Origin of the sequence: Carboxylicivirga agarovorans, from assembly GCF_050589845.1 — a bacterium.
Lineage (GTDB): Bacteria > Bacteroidota > Bacteroidia > Bacteroidales > Marinilabiliaceae > Carboxylicivirga > Carboxylicivirga agarovorans.
Genome location: NZ_JBNGPA010000040.1, coordinates 1 through 21,134, shown reverse-complemented (window position 1 = coordinate 21,134; position 21,134 = coordinate 1). Strand labels below are relative to the sequence as shown.

Here is a 21,134-nt window from a genome sequence, read left to right as displayed (position 1 = left end):
ACTATAAACGATAAAAAGAAAGTGCAACAAAACCACCTGCCAACGCTGCAATACACAGCACATTGAATAGCGAGCTTTTCTCCCATTTTTCGGGACAATAGACATGCCCGTGATATCCACGCACCTGCATGGCCTGATAATTCTGCAGTGATAAACGCAGGCTTTTAATGAACACCGCCGCCAGCATGCCTGCAAATGAACGCATACTATTTCGGAAAGTGCCGTAGCCCAATCGCTGTCTTTGGGCCAGCATAACCTCGTTAGCCGTATTTTTTATTCCAAACAAGTAGCGATATGATAAAAGAATCTGCTCTATCAGTACATCGGGTAAATGTAAACGCCTGGCAACTGACATGGCTTCCTCAAATGACAGGCAAAGCATGGCCAGCCGAATGGCACATAATCCATTCAGTGCTTTAATCGCGGTAAGACCTGCATGTGCCATACTGGCTTCTGTAATATTCCACCATACTCCAAATACAGAAAAATGCAGTATCGCACCGGGTGATATACTACCGGTTTCAACAATTAATCCGAGCGTTCCCGTAAGGATAAATGTGCCTGCCACCAGGAAAAATCTCCACTCCTTTTTACTACGGGGTAAGAAAACAGTAAATCCCAGTATACCCGTTAGTAACATCAGGCACTGTGTAAGCCACTGATGGATGCTTATTGCCAAAAGCAGCCATAAGGTAACCAGCAGGATCTTCTCACCCGTTCCTGATAAAAAACAAGTTGTGCCAAGCCTGTTAGCAGCTACATGATTGATATTACCAGTACTATTTGGCATTTAGAGCAACCCTTTTTCCTTTAATATATCCAATAAAATAGGCCAGCACACCTGTACCTAAGGCAGCCTGTAATGCAAAAAGCAAACTCTCCGTCTCGCCACCGGGCGGTGCCCACAGCGCTTCAAACCATGGCTTATAAGCCTGCTTGCCATTATCAATAAGGTCGACTGCTATTGTATCGGCTCCCCCAAATTCAGAGTCTCCGCCCAACCATAAGGCAATCACCGGAATAAGTAACACAAGGAGTAACAATAAATAGTTTTGCTTTGTAAGCTTCTTATTTGTTTTCATGAGCCAGTTTCTTTTTTCCGATTTGCTTGATACTGTTTAATGAGAATATGCCCGACTCTTTAATAAAGTCATTCTGCACTAAAATATTTATAACGATCACGGTTAATAATCCCTCAACAATCGCAACCGGTATCTGTGTAATACCAAAAATGCCAATAAACTTGATAAATGCCCCCCAAAAACCGGTGGCTGAATCGGGATGAGCCAATGCCAATTGCACTGATGTTACCACATATGTTGCCAGGTTTCCGATAACAGTAGCAGCAAACAAGGCCACTCGTAATGAGCATTTAGCTTTTTGCAATACCTTAAACACAGCAAAGGTGATCAAGGGTCCTGCGCAAGCCATAGCAAAAGCATTTGCTCCCAGGGTGGTTATGCCTCCATGAGCTAACAAAAACACCTGAAAAAGCAGGACAATACAGCCAACTACCGACATGGCCATTGGTCCCACCAATGCGGTTCCAAATCCCATACCTGTGGCATGCGAACTACTGCCTGTGACCGATGGCAGCTTAAGCGATGATAAAACAAAAGCAAAGGCAACAACCATGGCGAGTATCATACGCCGCTCAGGTGTTTGTGCCAATTGCTGACGAACACTTTTAATTCCAAGGAATAAGAAAGGGATAAAAATAACACTCCATATGAGTGACCAGCCGGCAGGCAAGTAGCCCTCCATTATGTGCATACCAAAGGCCTGAAGAGGCAAAAGTACTATCAGAAGTATTAGCAGGTTCTTTTTAGTCATTGTCTGTCATTTAATCTCATTACATTTTATTGATCAAGCAGCACACCATCATTGTTGATCAGTATCAGCTGCAATTGAAAATCTCCATCTATCGCGGTGGCAGTCGCTTCACAGCTTTGCTTTAAACGTTTAAAAAAAGGTTCATCAGCTTTGAAAGGGAAGATTTGTTCCAGCTCCCTTGCCAGGCGTATATTATCTATTTGTTTAAGGCATTTACCGGTATACCCGGCATCCATCGCCATTCGCCGTATAAACTTTTTATCCATCACCACCTTACGACTATGCGTATCCAGGTGTCCTGCAGCCAGTTTCACAGCCTTACCTGTCATTATACCCAGGCTGACCTTTTGAACACCACATGATGCGGCGGCGGCCAGTGCCTCACCTATATAATTACCATATTGAATAAAGCAATGATCGGGTAAATCCCTGAAATGCCGTCTCAGGTAATTTTCACTTCGTCCACCAGAATTCAATACAATATGTTGCGATCCATTTTCTTTAACCAGCCCAAGCTGGCGTTTAATACTGTTCACATAGGCCTCTGATGAAAATGGTTTGATACGTCCTGTACTACCTATAACAGACAAACCTCCTTCGATGCCCAAACGTGGATTAAACGTTTTTTGTGCCAAACGTTTTCCCCGCGGAATAAAAACTTCCACATCAAATCCGGCACCGGGCATTTCATATTCCTCTTTAAGCTGATCAAGCACACCTGTGATCATGGCTCGTGGCACTTTATTGATGGCAGGTTCGCCAACGGGCAGTTGCAGGCCCGGCAAACGCACCGTTCCAATACCTTCCCCCTTAACAAACCTGATGGCTCCACTTTCATTTAATCTTATTCGACACCCAATCACCAGTCCATCCATTAAATCGGGGTCATCACCACTGTTCTTGATAACTGTTGCAAAGGCACTATTCTCTTCTTTCCCTGAAGTATGAACCGGCATGGTTACCAACTCACCATCGGGCAATGCAATACGCTGCTCATCAGCACACCAGCCATTCAGTAATATTGAAGCTGCCGCCTGTGCGCAAATGGTGGCACAGGTACCACTGGTATAGCCATGAGCCAGCTCTTTCTTTGGTAAGTGGTAGTGTGCTTCCATATACTGACGCAGGTCGGCACGGCACCTGACAATACTATCAAAAGCGGGCATTGAGGGTTGTTCCAGCACCAACAGTGGCAAATTGTATTGATGTGCCAACTCCAGTTTCTGGTCGAACAAACCATTGTAACCACTATCCTTGGTTAACAAGGCATCAATCTTTTCCTGAGCGATCAGCTCTTCTGAATCAGAAATGTTATCGAGAGCCGATGAGGCCAGTATTTTAGTGCGCTCCACCCCGTGCCCCAGAGCTTCACTCCATGACATTTCCCTGTCAAGAATCCGATACCAGACCATCCTGTCATGTAATCCACGGTGTAATTGCCCCACACTCTTAACACCCATCAGGGACAAAATACGATCGAAAGAATTCTCTACACAATATTGAATCATCTCATCCAATGATGGCAGGTATACCACATTGCTTTGCTCAGCTTTCTGAGGCACGCTGCGCTCAACCCGCAGATGCGGTATACCAATACTTCTGCAACAAGCATGAATATTCCAATGTAATTCCTTCGCATAGGGATGTGCCGCATCAATCACAATACTAATCTTGTGTTGCAGGCAAAAGGCCTTCATTGCATCAGGCGAAAGCGCACCTTCTATCTTTTCACACCCCTGGTGAACCTTGAACTTAGTAGGCGTTTTGGTGGAGTAACAGTAGCTAAAGCCCATATCGTTTAACCAGTTGGCTGTTGCTTTTCCCTCCGTTGTTCCGCCAAAGAGTAATATTTTAGCCGGCTTACTCACTCTTTCCCTCTCTGAATAAATGTGTGAATTGACGGTCGTATAACTTAGAGCGCATCTGACGGTTATCAATGGCTTCACCCACTACGATCATAACCGTTAGCTTAAGCTTATTGTCTTTTACAATATTGGCCAGATCCTTAAGCTGCCCCCGCCATATCCTCTCTTCTTTCCATGTCAATTTATAACAAATGGCAACAGGCGTTTCCGGAGGGTAACCTTCCAGCAACTGTCTTTGCATATCGTCTATCAGGGAAACACTTAAAAACAGGCAGATGGTACTCTGAAATTTAGCCAGCTCTGATAGCTTTTCGCGTTCAGGCATTGGTGTGCGCCCTTCTCCACGTGTGAGAATGATCGTCTGTATACGCTCGGGTATGGTGAACTGAGATCTTAAGCGAGCCGCAGCAGCCTGAAACGACGAAATACCCGGAATGATTTCATAAGGCATGCCATGTTCATCAAAAAAGCTCATTTGCTCCTGAATAGCTCCATAAATACAGGGATCACCGGTATGTAAACGCACGACCATTCCACCTTTATCATACACAGCTTTCATGGTATCGAACTGTTCCTGCAAATCCATCTGAGCAGAGTTACGCACCACGCATCCACTCCTGGCATAATGCGTTAATTCTTCAGGCACCAGGCTACCGGCATACAGAATCAAATCAGCAGCCTGTAACAGCTTTTTTCCTTTCACAGAAACCAGTTCAGGATCACCGGGACCAGCACCTACGATATAGATCATGCCGCTTCGCTCCTGTGCCATATCCATGGCTACTGCAATGGTACAATGCTTTCCGTTCTGGTCACATGCTTTTGTCTTATTCACCAGCAACTGTGCATTTCCCGAAGCCAAAAGAGCAGCAGCCTCTGATACGTTGATTGCACCTGTAGCCTCCAATGCAGCTTCTGATGTTTCGAGCTTGCCGGCTACCCTGTTCAGGTCACTTGCACTATGCGTGATAAAATCAATTGCTTCTGTGCGGGCATAGTCGATGAATGCCTGCTCATCCTTTTTTACATCGACAGAATGAAGCGAATGAATTGACAGAGCACTAAAACCATTAGTTTGCAATAACTTTTCCACCTCATCATGGTAAAAAGAACTGTCTAACAGTTTCTGCGATCCCGAGCCAAGCATCAGGCACTTTGGACGAAAGAACAAAGCGGGCGTGTCAAAGCTGTGTAAATAAGGTGTTACAGCAATGATCAGGTCAACATCATTTTCATTGATACTTGCCACCTTATAATGCACTTCAACATGAGCAGGAAGCGTTTCTTCCAGGTGCTTCGTTCCGGCATCTTTGGTTTCGAGGAGCAAGGCCGTTTTGACCCCATTAACAAACTGAGCTATAAAGGCATTTTCGTCTGCTCCCATATACTCGTTGGCCCAGTTGTAAGCCCGTCCGATAATATCGAGGGGCCATAAATCCAATGAATCGCTGGCTGTTGTTATTACAGCCTGCCCACCTGTTATCCTGGCTATTCGCTGCGCTAAAGCATTAGCCCCTCCCTTATGTCCTGAAACCACTGATTGTACAAAACGTCCGTGAATATCCATGTTGATCACGGCAGGATCACTTTGTTTACTTTCAATAAAAGGTGTTATGGAACGAACGGTGATACCCAGCGCCCCGATAAAGATAAGACCATCCAGTTTTGAAAAGTTCGAACTAAGAAAATCAGAAATAGATACGATTCTTTCAGTACCTTCCAGCTCTGACGTGGTATAGATAACAGCATCCAACTCCTGTTTCAGGAGATTAGCAATGACCATTGCATTGCGGTTATTGATTATGATTGCTTTCTTATTCATTTGCAATTCGTTCATTGATCTTAATAATCTTTTGTTGCCTGTAAAACGCTTACTGCATTGAATTCATCCTGTTGAATTAACATCGAATCAGTCATTGTCATCGAGCAGGACTCAAGCGCCTCTTTAAATTGCTCATTCGTTTGCCTGCTTACTGCATTGAATACGATGATGCCTCCGGGAGCCAGAACCTTTTCAAGTATCTGCACCATTTCGATCAGCCTGCCTCCATGGCCACCGATAAAAACACGATCAGGCATTGGCCAATGGCTTAAGTTACTTTCAAAGAAATCGCCAATCATTGCATTGATACCCGGGATTCTGAACTGACGTTGATTGTTGATCATTAAAGCGCGAGATTCTTCACGTTTCTCAATGGCAAACACATCAACATGCGGGGCTGCCTGCCTGGCTTCAATGGAAACGGAGCCCGTGCAGAAACCAATATCCCACAATACCCTGGCGGTATCAAGCTTTAACATGGATAATGACATCAGGCGAATGCTTCGTTTGGTTATCATCCTTGGGCGACCCTCCAGAAAGTGAAAATCGGCTTCATGAATGCCCATTGCGCGATCAAAATGACGCGTTTTTTCAATGATCAGGCAATTGGGCATATCGCATGTCAGTCCGGCACATTCATCAACAGATAAACACCTGACCTTCTCCAGCGCTCCACCCATTCGTTCTCCCAGGTAAATTCTATAGTTATCGAAACCAAACTCTTTCATTCGGGATGCGATGGCACCAGGTGTTTTTTGCCGGTCAGTCAATACACCAATTAATGCGGTGCCTTTGATCAACTCCTGATCCAGGTTGATCCATGGACGACCTGTCAGTGTTGCCACCTTCATAGTGCCATAGGGTATGTGACACTGATGTGCCAGCATCTGCAGGCTGTTGAAGGATGGATATACTTTTATGGTTGCATCAGGAAACTCACGCTTCAATGTATTGGCAATACCAAAAAACAAAGGGTCGCCAGATGCAAAAAGGATAATTGGCTGAGCGACTTCCCTGTATCTTTTAAACGTTTGGGCCAGTGGAACCAATACATCGATCCACTGATGCCTGACAGGTAAAAACTCCTTGACCAGGTCATAATGCCGTTTCCCGCCTGAAAAGACCGTGTGAGTAGCCAGTAAATGTTTGATCTCAGCACTTAACTCTGGCTTTGACTGGTCTGATATGCCTATAACCAAAAACTTACACATCACGTCCGGGCTTTAACGTTTCGGCTTCATCACGACTCAGCACTGCGTTAACGATTGTTGCAGCCAGGTTAGAACCGCCCTTTCGTCCCTCTATGCTAATATAAGGCAGGTTAGCAAAGGTTTTAAGACGATGCTTTGACTCCTCAACATTAACAAATCCAACCGGGGCACCAATAATTCCAGCCGGCTGAAACTGCTTACGTCTCATTAATTCGGTTAATTCAATCAGGGCTGTTGGTGCGTTGCCAAATACATATAAAGCATCAGGGTGCTCTTCAACAGCCAGACGAATACCAGCCTGGGTTCGGGTTATATTTTTCGCTGTAGCCAGGGCCTGTGTGCGCTCATCGTGCAAATAACATTTTATATTGATCCCATAGCGCTCACACGCTTTTTTACGAATCCCGCTTTGTACCATGGTCACATCTGTAATAACTGTTCCTCCCTTCAGCAGGTAGTCATTAATACGGGTCACTGCATCATTTTTTACCCTTAAAAGCTCTTTCATTTCAAAATCGGCCGTGGTATGGATACAATGCATCATCACCCACTTTTCTTCATTAGAAATATTCAAATCACTTAATCGCTCTGCAATTGTTCGAAAGCTTTCCTGCATGATCAGCGGCCCCGGAGCCCCTTCCTCATCATACTTTGAGTAATAACCCCTTGGCGTAATAAACTTGTTACCGGCCAGGTAACTTTGTGAATTACCAATAACAACGATGGAGAACATATCAACTATTTCGGGGTCAAACTCACCTAAGGTTGTCAGTGTGATGTGTTCTTCCTCCCTTTCTACCTGGCGAACGACAGCCACCGGTGTGTCGGCTGACCTTTCACCCAGAAAGATTTCCTGAAAGCGGTATATCTGCCAGTAACGCTTTTGACTCCTCGGATTATACAGCACCGTAACAAAATCACCAATAGCTGCTGCCTTCATGCGTTTTTCGATCAGTTTCCAGGGCGTTAACAGATCTGATAGTGATAATATCACAAAATCATGACTCAATGGCGCGCCTAATTTTGCTGCCGCTGCCTGAAAAGCCGATATACCGGGAACAACCTCAACACTGACTGATGATTGTCGTTTATCTGCCATTTCAAGAACCAGGGAAGCCATACCATATATTCCTGCATCGCCGGAACTGATCACCACTACATTCATGCCTGATTCGGCCTTGTCAAATGCTATTTTAGCACGTTGCACTTCCTGGCGCATACCCGTATCCATGCACTCGGTACCTTCCTGTAAATAGCACTCTATAAATTGGAAATAATACTTATATCCTATTACAATATCGGCCTGTTGAATGGCTTCAACGGCAGGCTTTAGAAATAATTCAGGACTACCCGGCCCTAAGCCTATTACTTTAATTTGACCCATTGCTTACTATTGTCGATTTTATAATAATTATTGAAAAATATGGTATTTGCCTTTGCTTTAGCACTTCAATATCAGAACATGTAAATGCTTTATCGGTACCCATGTACTCACCATAAAAAAAGTCAAGCTGATTAGCAGCAATGAAATCGGCTATCCAGCCCTTTACTTTTGATACTTTCATCATAACAACAGTTTCATTGCTTAACACATGCTCTATTAATTGAGCTTCACTGCTCAAGTCCGGTACGACCAATACCTTATCCGATTGTGTACATATTGCCTGCCGGCTTAAGGATCCACCAAGAATAAAAGCGGGAACACCGGGTATCATCTCATAGTTAATCCCGGCATTATTGAAATCATCTATCAGATAGGCAAAGGTGCTGTAGAACGCAATATCACCTTCACTGACCACTGCTACTACCTCACCTGCTTCGGCGTGTTGAATGCATCTGGCAGCCAGTTGGCGATAGGTTGCATTGACTTCGGAGCGATCATATTTCATGGCTACACTGACAGGTTTAAGCTTTGTTCCATCAAGCTCTAATTCACCCAGAACACGCATGGCCATTGAACTTTTTATGCCTTTGCTGTTGGTCGTCACCGGATAATAAATAACATCAGCTCTTTGTAATGTTTTCAGAGCCTTAATGGTTATCAGTTCCGGATCACCTGGCCCAAGTGCTACGCCATATATCGTTTCTTTACTCATGACTTGCTTTTAATGGTGATGATGACCACAACAGTTCTTAGCATGATCATGGTGATCATGGTCGTGATGATGTCCATGCCCGTGATGATGGTGGTGATGTGGCTCGTAATGCTCCAGGGTTTCTTTATCTACACTTGTGATCAGGTCTACTTCACCTTCCTCGGCACTTTTCAATCGTTTAATAAGTAGTTGTGCCAGGTGGTCTGATTCACTTAATAATGGTGCTACAAATACCTTTCGGTCGGGATGTCGCTGAGCGAACTCATCAAATAATACCTGTGCCTTATCCATGTACACACCCGGAAAGAACACATAAGGCACCACCACGATATTTTTGTAAGGTAATTGACTACAAACAGACAAGGCTTCAGCCACCGACGGGTAGGTCATGCGACTACAAAAACCATTAATGGCAAAGGCATATTTATTGGATTCCTGTACCATTCGGGTTAAGCGAGCAAGGTCACCATTGGCCGCTATTTTAGATGCTCCGACACCCAAACCAAAGTATAAGGTCTCTTCAGGATCGACCTGCCGGTCACCCAGTGCTTTTCCGATCAGGTCATTCGACAGGTGTATCATCTCCTCGCAATCGCCAATATAATGTGCCATCTTAATGCTTACCTTGTATTTAGCCTGAAGTTGATACAACATACATGGTATATCCTTTTGAATATGCAAGCCTGTAAACAAAAACACGGGAACGGCCACTATTTCTTTTACACCCCTTTGTGCCAGGCGCTTCACACCTTCTTCAAAATCGGGCGCTGATAATTCCAGAAAACCGGCTTCCACTTCATACTCCGGCAATAATGCCGCTACTTGTTTGGTATATTTCAAAAAGGCTTCTTCACCTCTCTTTACACGTGTACCATGACCACAAATTAAAACTCCTTTTTCAGACATATGCCAGTTCTTGATGTTTAACAGATTGAATAATGGGTTTAAGCTGTTTGGAAAAGCTAACCACTTCACCAATGACCATTAGAGCCGGAGGTGAAAAGCCTTTATCTTCCATTGCTCGCTTAATGGTACTGAGTGTGGCTGTCAGCATCTCTTGCTGCGGGTAGGTACCCCACCTTATTAAAGCCACGGGGGTATCCTCGTTTTTACCTCCACTTATTAATGCATTGGCGATTCTACCGGCATTGCTTACCCCCATATAGACCACCAGTGTATCTGATGCTTTTGCAAGTGCCTGCCAGTCCACTGAGCTTTTACCTTTAGCAGGATGACCGGTTACAAAGGTTACAGAAGATGCAACGTGACGGGCTGTGACGGGAATACCCATATAGGCCGGAACTGCAACGCCTGAAGTAATACCGGGAACCACCTCGTAATCGATACCATGATTGATAAGCGTTACAATTTCTTCCACACCCCTGCCAAACACAAAAGGGTCGCCTCCTTTAAGGCGCACAATGGTTTTACCTTTATTGGCATATTTCACCAGCAATTGATTCAATTCTTCCTGGGGATACGTGTGCTTATCTTTCTTTTTGCCTACGTACAAGCGTTCACAATTAGCGGAACAATAGTCCAGCAGCTCCGTATTTACCAGGTAGTCGTAAAGCACCACATCGGCCTTTTGAAGCAGTTTAAGGGCTTTGACACTTATTAAATCGGCATCACCGGGGCCGGCACCTACCAGCCATACTTTACCATATTCAGGATTCATTTTATTGAATTAAGGTTAACGTTGTTGTTTTCAATTTGACTGATCAGCTCATCGATCAAGGCCTTCATTTCGGCCTCATGCTTTGGATGACCAGATGCCAGCATTTGTTGACGTTTCTCAGCGATCAAGGCCACTGAATCGGTCGTTATGCATGATAATTTAGCCATAAGGTATTTACGCAGACACGCAGATAATGCGGGAGAATTACCTTCTGTACTGATGCCTACATTTAAATGCCCGACCCGACAGCTGGCTGGAATAATAAAATCACCTTTATCAGCGCCATCAGCACTATTGGCCAATACACCATGTTCTTGCGCATCTGATACTACAAGCTGATTGGTTGTTTTGTCGTTGGTAGCGGCAAATACCAGGAAAAATCCGGCGATATCATTCTTTTCATAAGATCGCCTCAATTTATTGATCCTGTTAGTATCAACCAACTCTTGCAAAGCCGGTGTTAAATCTTTGGAAATAACAGTTACGGCAGCACCGGCTGCAAGGAGTTTATTCACTTTTCGTTGAGCGACTTTACCGCCACCAACAACTAAACAGTTCCTATCTTTTATATTAATATGAATCGGATAGAACTGCATACTAAGCCATTACGATGTTTAAACCATTAATAGCCCAATGCGTGCAATCCTGATGTGAGGATAAGAGTAAGTGTTTTTTCATAGCGTAATTAAACGCTCCGGCATGAAAGTACAATGCACAAAAAAGCATTCAGTATCAAATAAGCATACAGGCCGGTATCATGCTCACCAGGGAGCACAAACAACACGCCAATGCCTGTTGACACTAACCATTTATGGCTCTATATATGGAATTGCTTTTTATTCATGTATCAAACTTTTAAACCCGAAAGCTTTGATTAATATTTAATTTACTATGGCAGGTTTTCTGACTTACTCCCTCCTTATTGCGCCTTCCCATTCGCCAGCAGGCGAAAAGTGACCTTATGCAATGGAGTTAAAAGAGCTTACAGCTGCGGGTACAGTCCCGGATTCACACCGGATTCCCTCTTTCCGTCAAAGTCCGAATAGGTTGACTCTGACTCACCATTAATTTGACGACAAATGTAATATTATAATTCTATCTAAAAATACTATCAGTTGAATTTTAGTACAAAATATTTGACCTTAATGAGGATCTAAAAAAAAACTACCCATCTGAAATAGTGGGTAGTTTATATCTGATCATATGATTTTATTATCAATTAACTGCTGAAACATATCGATCATCGTTTCTGATAGCGGTCGGTAGGCAGCATGCAGTTCCCTGATACTTTTCGAATTATCGCCTTTCCATTTATAGCCGATGTTTCTTGTTACGAAACGACGTGTTAAGGCCTTATTAAGCATTGGTCCGATTAACCATATCAGCCATTTGGGAAGTTCCTTTTTCGGAAGTGGATAATTCTCTCCAAACTTATTGTGCAGCGCCCTAACCAACTCAAAATACGTGGTATTATGTCCTGATGCAATATATCTTCCACCAGCACCAGGCACAAAACCAGCCTGATAATGAATATCCGCAAGGTCACGCACATCAATAACACCCCAACCCATCATAGGCACCCCGGCCTTCATTGTTCCGTCGCCCATTTGCCTGACAAGACGAAAACTTTCAGAGGTAACAGCCAGTGGATTGACAGCAGGTCCCAGCACTAAACTAGGATTTACAACGACCAAATCCCAGCTACTCTGCTTTTCACTGATGGACCATGCTTCTTTTTCAGCCAATGTTTTTGAATAAGAATATGCACCATGGTCAAGCGAAGAACTGGTATTCCATATGTCCTCGGTAAAAATCCCACCAGCAACCTTTTCTGCATCAATATTATCGCCATATATAGCAGCGCAACTACTGGTTACAACTACTCGCTTTACTGAATGAGATCGATTGGCTGTTTCTAATACATTGCGCGTTCCCAGTTTGGCAGGATCAACCAAATCTTTTTGAGGATCGTGAACATCCAAGGTAAAAGGAGATGCTGTATGATAAACAAGTTCGCACCCCTCCATAGCCTCGTCATATGAGCCTTGTTCCAGCAGATCACTCTTAAAATACCTGATTGTACCCGGAGCATTATCTGCTAACAAATCCAGGAACCGTAATTTATCTCTCGCTTCGGGGTTACGAACAGCAGCATGAACAGTTAAACCTTTATCTAATAAGGATTTTACTATCCAGCCAGCGACATACCCTGAAGCTCCTGTCACCAGTACCGGTTTATTTTTATCAATAACAGTCATAGTTATTTATTTATGATGAAACAGCTTATTCGAAAATACTATCATTCATCAGCTTTTATGCCGTTCTGCAAGAAGAAAAAAGAGCTTAGCGGGTAGCTAGCTCTTCAATCATGTTGTTGTGATAGTCTACAATGCAGCTTCATATATTTGACGGCTTACATCAAGAGTAATGTCACGTGTTTCAGATAAGGCTTTTAATCCCTTGGCTTCTAAACCGCCTACCATACCTTCAATTCCAGACGCCTCAATGCCATAATCAGACAATTTCGTCTTTACGCCAAGGCTATGGAAGAATTCTTCAGTTTTAGCAATTGCCTGCTCTATTTTCTCATCATCAGAGCCTGAGGTGATATTCCATACACGTTCGGCGTATTGCAGCAGCTTTGCTTTTTTACTGTCCTTTCTTAAGCGCAATAAGGAAGGAAGAATAATAGCCAGCGACTGCCCATGGTCCACACCATAGAAAGCCGTTATCTCATGACCCAGCATGTGAGTGGCCCAATCTTGCGGTACACCCGAACCAATTACTCCATTAAGCGCCATTGTTGCATTCCATACAAGGTTGGCACGTGTATCATAGTCTTCCGGCTCATCCATGGTTTTTCGCCCTACCTCAATTAAGGACTGCAGAATACCTTCAGCTGTTCTATCCTGAAAGCGTCCGTCAACCGGAAAGGTCAGGTATTGCTCTGTTGTATGCACAAAGGCGTCAACAACACCATTGGCGACTTGTTTTTGTGGCAGGCTATAGGTTAGCGTCGGATCAAGGAATGAGAACTTAGGAAAAGCGAGGGGACTCATAAATACGAGCTTTCCTCCATTGTAAGTCACCACACCGCCCATATTCATTTCCGAGCCTGTGGCAGGCAAGGTAACTACCGTGCCCAATGCAACAGCTTCTTCAAGTGCTCCTGCACCACCCATTAAGATCTTTTCAGGATCATCTCCTTTATATTTAGCAGCCAAAGCAATAAACTTTGTGCCATCCATCACCGAACCGCCTCCTACTGCCAATAGAAAGTCAATGCTCTCTTTTTTAACGACCTCAACAGCCTTCATTAAAGTTTCGAACTTAGGATTTGGCTCTATGCCTTCAAATTCGAATACCTGTCGGTTTTTTAATGCTGCCGTAACTTTAGGTAAAGTCCCAAACTTTTTAACACTCCCACCTCCATAGGTTATTAATACCCGGGCATTTTGCGGAACAAGCTTATCCAATTCCTCCAGACGGTCTTTTCCAAAGACAATGTGCGTTGGATTATAAAAATCAAAGTTTAACATGATACGAATCTTTTAGTTTTGTTATAATGCTATTGATAAATTCTTTATTTCTGATGGATTCAGGCCAAAATGGCTTTTAAAAGAACGACTGAAATGCCCCAGGTCTTCAAAGCCCACCTCAAGGTAAACTTCTGATGCTTTTCTGTTTGAATTCAACAGGAGCTTTTTGGCCAGTTCAAGACGCTGTTGTTTGATCCATTTATGGGGTGAACTTTTAAATGCTTTCTTAAACTCACGATTAAAGGTTGACAGGCTGCGCCCCGACATTTCTGCAAACTTCTCCAAAGACACATTATGTGTAAAATTATTCTCAACAAAAGGCACGAGATCAGCACGTGCAGGATCTGAGAATTCATTGAATACGTGCAAGAGATCGGGCTGAGCCGAGGTAATTGCATGAATGGCTTCCATGGTTTTTAAGCGTATAAGCGGGCGTTCAACCTCTGCAAGACCTGATACATAAGTCCTGATGGACTCCATTAATCCGATGAGCAGCACGGTGGCCGGCAACTTAACCATGGGAACAGTACATGGCATAAAGCCCTGTGGTGATGAGTAGGTGCCAATCACCTCTTTAATAAAACTATCTTCCAGTACAAATACATGATCACGAAAACCATTTTGTGTATCCTCCCAGGTTTTAAAGTAAGTTCCATAAGTATACTTACGCACGAGAGCGATTTCCCCCTCACCTACCATGTGTATATCATTGTCAATATTGAGACGAAGCGTTCCCTGCTCAACGTATATCAATACATTGGCCGGATAATAGATCGGATGTTCCTGGGGTGTATCTGTTTCAAAAGTAGCTGCCACCATCAGGCCATCACACTCAATAAATTGCCCTTTGCATTTATCCATGAGTCGATGTTTATCGGTAATTAGTATGACAAATGTACAAAGGTAAAAGTTGAATTGCTTGCCTAATTCAGTCAAATAATTTGCGTTTTTCACTCAAATGAAGGAAATAGCTATAACTGATCAGTATTTGTAGCAATTCTTAGTGAAACTCATAAAATAAAGCACAGGTATTATGTATTACATCTTTTGTTTTTTTATCTTTAGCCATCTCAATAAGCGATTCTAAAACTAAAACAATGAATACAAACCAATCTCCATTCAAATATATTCTGGAGGGACCTACCGGTGCCACCACCAATATCCAAAACAAAGAAATGTTATACTTTGCAGGTGTTGGCTATTTTCAGTTACACAACCACCCCGACATTATAAAAGCTTCCATCGACGCTTTGCAAAAGTACGGTATAAGCAGTGCAACATCACGCTCAGGAATTGGTACTACAGATTTATTACTGGAGCTGGACACCAAAATAGCTGAGTTCTTTGATACCGATGATGCTGTTTATCTGCCCTCGGGCTATCTCAGTAATATTGCAGGCATTCAGGCATTAAAAGCCATGGGCAGGTTTGACATTATATTTATGGATGAAGTGGTTCACTACTGCAATGAAGAAGCTGCTTTAACAGCAGGTGTTCCGATCTTTACATTCAAGAGCCGTGATTCAAAAGACCTGGAACATCAGATCAAAACACATTTAAAGGCCTCTGAAAAGCCATTGATCGTAAGCGACGGCATGTTTCCGGTATGGGCGTGGATGGCTCCGATCCCTGAATATTTAGCCATCGCGGAAAAGTACAATGGTGTCATATGGGTTGACGATGCACATCCGGTTGGAATAATTGGAACTAATGGCAGAGGTACCTACGATTACTTTAAGCTCAAATCAGACCGCTTATTTATGGGAGCCACGCTTTCAAAGGCCTTTGGAGCATACGGAGGATTTATCCCAGGTTCAGAAGAGTTTATTTATCACGTCAAGCATGGTCATGTCATTGACGGTTCCTCCTCACCGGTGAGCGCAGCTGCAGGAGCAGCCCTGAAAGGCCTGCAACTGGTAGGTGAAAACCCGCAATGGCGTGAGCAAATACGAAAAAATGCCGTGCGTTTAAAAGATGGTTTACGGGCCATTGGTTTAGAGATTGAACACAATGATTTCCCGATAACATCATTTAAAGTTGGTGGTGCTGAACAGATGCAAAAGATACATGCTGAATTGTTTAAACGTAATATTTACATTCAATACACCAAATACATAGGAGCCGGTCCTGAAGGTGTTTTGCGAACCGTGATGTTCTCCACCCACACCAATGAACAGATAGACCATTTACTGGACAATTTAAAGACGATTATTTAAACAGTCCACCGAATAGTTTCATTAAGTATCAATTACGAACAACGATCATGGGTATAGCAATTAATAACGGACGTCTGATAGATCCTGCGAACAATATCGATTCAAAGCTTAATTTGCTGGTTGAAAACGGCAAGGTGGCGGCTATTTCAAATAAACCATTCCGTGCAGAACAGGAAATTGATGCCACAGAGCTGATTGTGGCTCCCGGTTTTGTAGATATACATATACATGAAGCCAATATTGATAAAAACACCGGTAATTTTGAGACCGGAACATTTGAAAGCATGCTAAAGATGGGCGTGACAACAGCCATTGGCGGAAACTGCGGTTTCGGTGCCCTTAATCCCGTTGAATACCTGGATAAAGTCGATGCAGACAGGATACCGATCAACTTAGGCATGTTATTACCTCATAATTCCCTGCGGGAAGCTATCAACTTTACAGACAAATACAAGGAAGTAAGCCCGGAGCAGTTAAATGAAATGATCACAATAGCCAATAACTGGCTGGCAGAAGGTCTGGTTGGCGTTTCTTTTGGCCTGAGGTATGTTCCCGGAGCCAATACTGAAGAATATTATGCTGTGGCTGACAGAGCTAAACAACACAATCGTTTGATAACAGCCCATATCCGTGATGATGCAGCCGGCGTTATTGATGCCCTGAATGAATTTATCTCATTTGGACTTGACGGAAAAAGTAAGATGCAGGTATCACACATTGGCAGCATGGCAGCCTTTGGACAGATGGATCAGTTCCTTTCAGCAATAGACCAGTATACATACAATGGAGTGGATATATCGTGCGATTGCTATCCTTATTATGCGTTTTGTGTAGCCATTGGCAGGACTACCTATGATGAAGGCTTTATGGAAAGATATAATACCGGTTATGAATCCATTGAAATACTCGAAGGAGAGCATAAAAACAAACGTTGTACACCAGAACTTTTCGCCCATCTCAGAAAAAATGATCCTGATGTTCTGACAAGCGCACATGTCATGAAAAGCGATGAAGTAGACAGGGCTTTATTACATCCTAATGTAATGATAGCCAGTGATGGTGTTTTAAACAATATGCAAGGACACCCTCGTGTATCAGGTACTTTTCCCAGGGCCATGAATCTATTGGTCAATGAGCGCAAAAGCCTGTCGCCTTATGAAGCCGTACGAAAAATGACACAGATGCCTGCTGAACGATTAGGGATTAATAAAGGTAACCTTGCTGTTGGTAAAGATGCCGACCTGGTATTGTTTAACCTGGCATCCATTCATGACAAGGCTTCATTCACCAATCCAACTGACGAGCCTGTCGGTATCAGGTATGTACTGGTCAATGGTCAGCTTGCCCTGGAAAACAATCAAATCATTAACCCTAAAGCAGGTCAGTCAGTCAGAACTAAATAAATTTCAATATATGCTCCTTAAGTATAAATACTATTTCATTGCCATTTTTTTGTTGATCATCACCATCGCATTTCCCCAGCCGCTGTTCAACTTTTTGGGTACTATCAAACCGGTAATACCTCCAATTTTGGCGATCATCATTGCTCTGGCTTATAAAAATGTATTTATCGCCTTATTTACCGGATGCTTTTCAGGCTATCTGATATTAAACGATTTCAACCTGATTAAAAGCACCGATGCCACGTTTATGTCGTTTATTAAAGTGTTTGAAGATAATGACAACACTATTGTCATACTCCTGGTATTGCTTTTGGGAGGATTGATTCACCTCATTCAGAAATCGGGCGGTATCAATGGTTTTGTTGAGTCACTTATCAAAAAACGAGCTATTATAGAAACCAAGAGAGGAGCCAATATTTTCACATGGTCCATCGGTGTTTTGGTTTTTACATCGGGCACCTTGTCTAACCTGATTACCGGCACCATTGCACGACCACTGAGTGATGCCATGAAAGTATCTCACGAAAAGCTGGCCTTTTTGGTGCATTCTACATCAACTCCCGTATGTGTGCTTATTCCTTTAAGCGGATGGGGTGCCTACATGATCGGCATTATAGAAGCTCAGGGATTGAGCAATGGCACGGAGGTATTAGTTGGATCAATTCCTTTAAATTTCTATGCCATACTGGCCGTTACAGGGGCATTGTTTTTTGGCGCAACCAATAAAGATTTTGGATTAATGCAAAAAGCAGAAGTACGCGCCGACAACAAAGGTCAACTGGATGATCCGCGACACAACAGTGGCAAAAGCAATAATGCGATCAAATCAGATAAAGATGAGAAGCAGACCTCATGGTTAAATGTATTTGCCCCTTTAGCACTAATGATCGTCGTTATAATTGTGGCCCTGTATGTTACCGGCGAAGAGAGAGGCATACTTAATGGCGATGGCATGAAGTCCATACTTTGGGGCATTGTCATATCCACTTTCTTTGCCATGCTTATCTATAAAATTCAGAAGATATTCAAGGTGCGGGAAATGATCAATCTAATATTCAAGGGCTGTGGAGAAATGATATCGGTAGCCGCCATTCTTATGTTTGCCTTTTCAATGGGACATGTTGTTAACCAGCTGGAGGCGGGTGCATTCCTGACCAATAAACTGGAGCATATTCTAATGCCCGGCTTACTGCCCGCCATCGTTTTTATCATTAGTTGTGTCATTTCATTTGCAACAGGCACATCAATGGGAGCCATGGCTGTCATTATGCCACTAGCCTTGCCGATGGGCATGGAATTAGGTATTAGTCCTTCGCTGTTATCAGCAGCCGTATTCGGAGGGTGTATATTTGGAGATCACCTGTCACCTATCTCCGACACGACAGTTCTCTCATGCGCAACCACGGGTTGTGATGTTATGGACCACGTCAGGACACAGCTGCCTTATGGTCTGTTATTCGGAGGTATATCTGCAGTGTTATTCCTGATTTCCGGCTTATTAAGCTGAATTCAAGCTTACATTTCCCCTTAGTCTCGCGGGATAAATTTGACCCCAATTGGAAAATGCATAGCTTTGCATCACCAATCCGGGCCCGGTGCTGTTTTAACAGATCAGGCCATAAAACAAAAAACCGTAATGAGTAACAATAATGTAGAGATCACTGCCAGACAGGATAGGTTTCAAAAGCTACTGCAGGAATACGCACCTGAAGCTGACGGAGCATTTATTTTTTCACGCCTTAGCATTTATTACTTTACAGGCACAATGAATACGGGAGTATTATGGATTCCCAAAGCAGGCAAATCCATCTTGTTTATCAGGCGTGGTGAAGAACGTGCTACCCATGAATCAACTTTGGAAACCATTGTCACATTTAATTCCTATAAAAATATACTAGCAACATTTACTGAAAAGGGTATAAAGGTACCTGCTTGTATTGCCGCTGAAATGAATGGATTAAGCTGGTCCCTTTCAAGCCGGTTAAGCAAAAGCTTTCCTGACACCAGGTTTATAGCCGGTGATCAGTTAATTGCCATTACACGCGCCTATAAATCAGAAGAAGAGCTTCAGATCATGCGTAAGGCAGGTGCCAAACATCACCATTGCATGAATGATTTATTACCTACATACTTACATGAAGGAATAAGTGAACTGGATGTGGCACACAAACTTCTTGATCTATACTACCAGCAAGGTCACAATGGTATTTTACGTATGGAGACCTTTGGCGAAGAGCTGTTCGCCGGATTGGTTTCAATAGGAGACAGCGGTAATTACCCCAGTGCATTCAACGGTCCAAATGGCGCACACGGCATTCACCCGGCAGTTCCATACATGGGTAACAAGAACATTACCTGGGAGAAAAACACTGCCATGATTATTGACAACTGCTTTAATTTAGATGGCTATCATACCGACAAAACACACACATACTGGCTGGGTAAAAAGAGTGATATCCCTGCTATTGTTCAGCAGGCTTTTGATTTTTGCGTGGAAACACAAAATTACTTTGCTGAACAACTGAAGCCCGGTGTTATCCCTGCTGAATTGTGGGATGAATGCCAACAGCGTGTAGCTGCATCGCAGTGGACTGATGGCTTTATGGGATTAGGCAGGAACAAAGTCAGCTTCCTTGGTCACGGAATTGGTTTAGCCATTGATGAATATCCAGTCATAGCCAAAGGTTTTAATCAGCCTTTTGAGGAAGGTATGACCATGGCTCTTGAACCTAAAATTGGTATAAAAGGTATTGGCATGGTAGGTATCGAAAATACTTTTGAGGTAACTGCCAATGGTGGAAAAGTATTAACAGGAAAGAACGATGAGATAATTGTCATATAAATTTATTGACTGACAGATTCTTCCTGTACCCCACTATTCTATTTATCAAAACAGTAATAATTCCCGCACTTCCAACTTTACTTTTAGGATGTGCCTGCTTACTACAATATACGGGTCTTCTTCGGGATCAACCTCGCCAGCAGCGAGGTTGTCCCGAAGCGTTTCCGAAGAAATACCGAAGGACTACCGAAGAATTACCGAAGCGGACCGGTAAATTACCGAAGACATATTCGGGATAAAAATGGCTAAAAAATAGGACTAATTGCTCATTAGCGTGTATTATTGTTAAATACACTCCTTGGTTTTCAGGCTTGTATTCCAAATAGAGCTTAAGGCTTTCTCCCCCAATCCGAAGAAATAAAAGGGTATCTTTCTTTTGTGCCAAATGTCAGATGGACATAAAGTTGTGATAATGATTGTCCCATAGTTGATGGATAAGCGTATTATACATGTTCCAGACCTACAGCCTGGATTGTCATTGTATATATGTGCTTGGGGCGTTGCTTTTTAGTGTTCGAAAAGAAGTTTTATAAACGTATAGATCTATGCATCATGTAAATCAGCTCTCCTCCTTACAAAAAGCTACTCTTTATACGCATTATTGTTAAACACATATTTGACTAATGCAA

18 protein-coding genes and 1 riboswitch are annotated in these 21,134 nt (G+C 43.1%); of the genes, 4 read left to right on the top strand and 14 right to left on the bottom strand.

Annotated elements, in window-relative coordinates:
- Position 1: 1 nt before the first annotated feature.
- The 14 genes from ACRD69_RS22475 to ACRD69_RS22410 all read right to left on the bottom strand — a co-directional run bounded on the left by ACRD69_RS22475 (position 2) and on the right by ACRD69_RS22410 (position 14,905).
- Positions 2-790, bottom strand: coding sequence for an energy-coupling factor transporter transmembrane component T family protein (locus tag ACRD69_RS22475; RefSeq protein WP_430817405.1), 789 nt, complete (start codon positions 788-790; stop codon positions 2-4).
- Positions 780-1,082 carry an energy-coupling factor ABC transporter substrate-binding protein gene (locus ACRD69_RS22470; RefSeq protein WP_430817404.1) on the bottom strand — a complete coding sequence of 101 codons (303 nt, stop codon included), beginning with the start codon at positions 1,080-1,082 and terminating at the stop codon, positions 780-782. The genes ACRD69_RS22475 and ACRD69_RS22470 overlap by 11 nt, the downstream gene beginning before the upstream one ends.
- The gene (locus ACRD69_RS22465) at positions 1,069-1,833 is read right to left on the bottom strand and encodes an energy-coupling factor ABC transporter permease (RefSeq protein ID WP_430817403.1); all 765 of its coding nucleotides are present in this window, start codon (positions 1,831-1,833) and stop codon (positions 1,069-1,071) included. The genes ACRD69_RS22470 and ACRD69_RS22465 overlap by 14 nt, the downstream gene beginning before the upstream one ends.
- Positions 1,834-1,859: 26 nt before the next feature.
- Positions 1,860-3,701, bottom strand: a complete 1,842-nt coding sequence (gene cbiD / locus ACRD69_RS22460; protein WP_430817402.1) for a cobalt-precorrin-5B (C(1))-methyltransferase CbiD — start codon at positions 3,699-3,701, stop codon at positions 1,860-1,862.
- Complete coding sequence (cobM, locus tag ACRD69_RS22455) at positions 3,694-5,520, bottom strand: precorrin-4 C(11)-methyltransferase (protein WP_430817401.1); 1,827 nt, start codon at positions 5,518-5,520, stop codon at positions 3,694-3,696. Before cobM ends, cbiD begins: the two co-directional genes overlap by 8 nt.
- A gap of 20 nt (positions 5,521-5,540) precedes the next feature.
- Positions 5,541-6,731 (bottom strand): precorrin-6y C5,15-methyltransferase (decarboxylating) subunit CbiE, encoded by a 1,191-nt coding sequence (gene cbiE, locus ACRD69_RS22450; protein ID WP_430817400.1) that lies wholly within the window; start codon positions 6,729-6,731, stop codon positions 5,541-5,543.
- Positions 6,724-8,115, bottom strand: a complete 1,392-nt coding sequence (cobJ, locus tag ACRD69_RS22445) for a precorrin-3B C(17)-methyltransferase (protein ID WP_430817399.1) — start codon at positions 8,113-8,115, stop codon at positions 6,724-6,726. Before cobJ ends, cbiE begins: the two co-directional genes overlap by 8 nt.
- Positions 8,102-8,827, bottom strand: coding sequence for a precorrin-2 C(20)-methyltransferase (gene cobI, locus ACRD69_RS22440; RefSeq protein ID WP_430817398.1), 726 nt, complete (start codon positions 8,825-8,827; stop codon positions 8,102-8,104). The genes cobJ and cobI overlap by 14 nt, the downstream gene beginning before the upstream one ends.
- Before the next feature lie 9 nt (positions 8,828-8,836).
- Positions 8,837-9,733 carry a sirohydrochlorin chelatase gene (locus ACRD69_RS22435; protein WP_430817397.1) on the bottom strand — a complete coding sequence of 299 codons (897 nt, stop codon included), beginning with the start codon at positions 9,731-9,733 and terminating at the stop codon, positions 8,837-8,839.
- The gene (gene cobA, locus ACRD69_RS22430; protein WP_430817396.1) at positions 9,726-10,505 is read right to left on the bottom strand and encodes a uroporphyrinogen-III C-methyltransferase; all 780 of its coding nucleotides are present in this window, start codon (positions 10,503-10,505) and stop codon (positions 9,726-9,728) included. Before cobA ends, ACRD69_RS22435 begins: the two co-directional genes overlap by 8 nt.
- Positions 10,502-11,101, bottom strand: coding sequence for a precorrin-2 dehydrogenase/sirohydrochlorin ferrochelatase family protein (locus ACRD69_RS22425; protein ID WP_430817395.1), 600 nt, complete (start codon positions 11,099-11,101; stop codon positions 10,502-10,504). The genes cobA and ACRD69_RS22425 overlap by 4 nt, the downstream gene beginning before the upstream one ends.
- A gap of 280 nt (positions 11,102-11,381) precedes the next feature.
- A riboswitch (cobalamin riboswitch) is annotated at positions 11,382-11,583 on the bottom strand.
- Positions 11,584-11,704: 121 nt separating this feature from the next.
- Entirely contained in the window at positions 11,705-12,763 is a 1,059-nt protein-coding gene (locus tag ACRD69_RS22420) for an NAD-dependent epimerase/dehydratase family protein (RefSeq protein WP_430817394.1), read from the bottom strand.
- A gap of 126 nt (positions 12,764-12,889) precedes the next feature.
- The gene (locus ACRD69_RS22415; RefSeq protein WP_430817393.1) at positions 12,890-14,044 is read right to left on the bottom strand and encodes an iron-containing alcohol dehydrogenase; all 1,155 of its coding nucleotides are present in this window, start codon (positions 14,042-14,044) and stop codon (positions 12,890-12,892) included.
- Positions 14,045-14,065: 21 nt separating this feature from the next.
- Positions 14,066-14,905: a helix-turn-helix domain-containing protein gene (locus ACRD69_RS22410; RefSeq protein ID WP_430817392.1), complete on the bottom strand. Its 840-nt coding sequence runs from the start codon at positions 14,903-14,905 to the stop codon at positions 14,066-14,068.
- Positions 14,906-15,141: 236 nt separating this feature from the next.
- Here ACRD69_RS22410 and ACRD69_RS22405 point away from each other — a divergent pair, with 236 nt between their 5' ends.
- The 4 genes from ACRD69_RS22405 (at position 15,142) to ACRD69_RS22390 (ending at position 20,505) form a co-directional block, all read left to right on the top strand.
- Positions 15,142-16,260 carry an aminotransferase class I/II-fold pyridoxal phosphate-dependent enzyme gene (locus tag ACRD69_RS22405; protein WP_430817391.1) on the top strand — a complete coding sequence of 373 codons (1,119 nt, stop codon included), beginning with the start codon at positions 15,142-15,144 and terminating at the stop codon, positions 16,258-16,260.
- 47 nt (positions 16,261-16,307) lie between these two features.
- Positions 16,308-17,663: an amidohydrolase family protein gene (locus ACRD69_RS22400; RefSeq protein WP_430817390.1), complete on the top strand. Its 1,356-nt coding sequence runs from the start codon at positions 16,308-16,310 to the stop codon at positions 17,661-17,663.
- 10 nt (positions 17,664-17,673) lie between these two features.
- Positions 17,674-19,170: a Na+/H+ antiporter NhaC family protein gene (locus ACRD69_RS22395; RefSeq protein ID WP_430817389.1), complete on the top strand. Its 1,497-nt coding sequence runs from the start codon at positions 17,674-17,676 to the stop codon at positions 19,168-19,170.
- A gap of 129 nt (positions 19,171-19,299) precedes the next feature.
- Positions 19,300-20,505, top strand: coding sequence for a M24 family metallopeptidase (locus tag ACRD69_RS22390; RefSeq protein ID WP_430817388.1), 1,206 nt, complete (start codon positions 19,300-19,302; stop codon positions 20,503-20,505).
- Positions 20,506-21,134 lie beyond the last annotated feature (629 nt).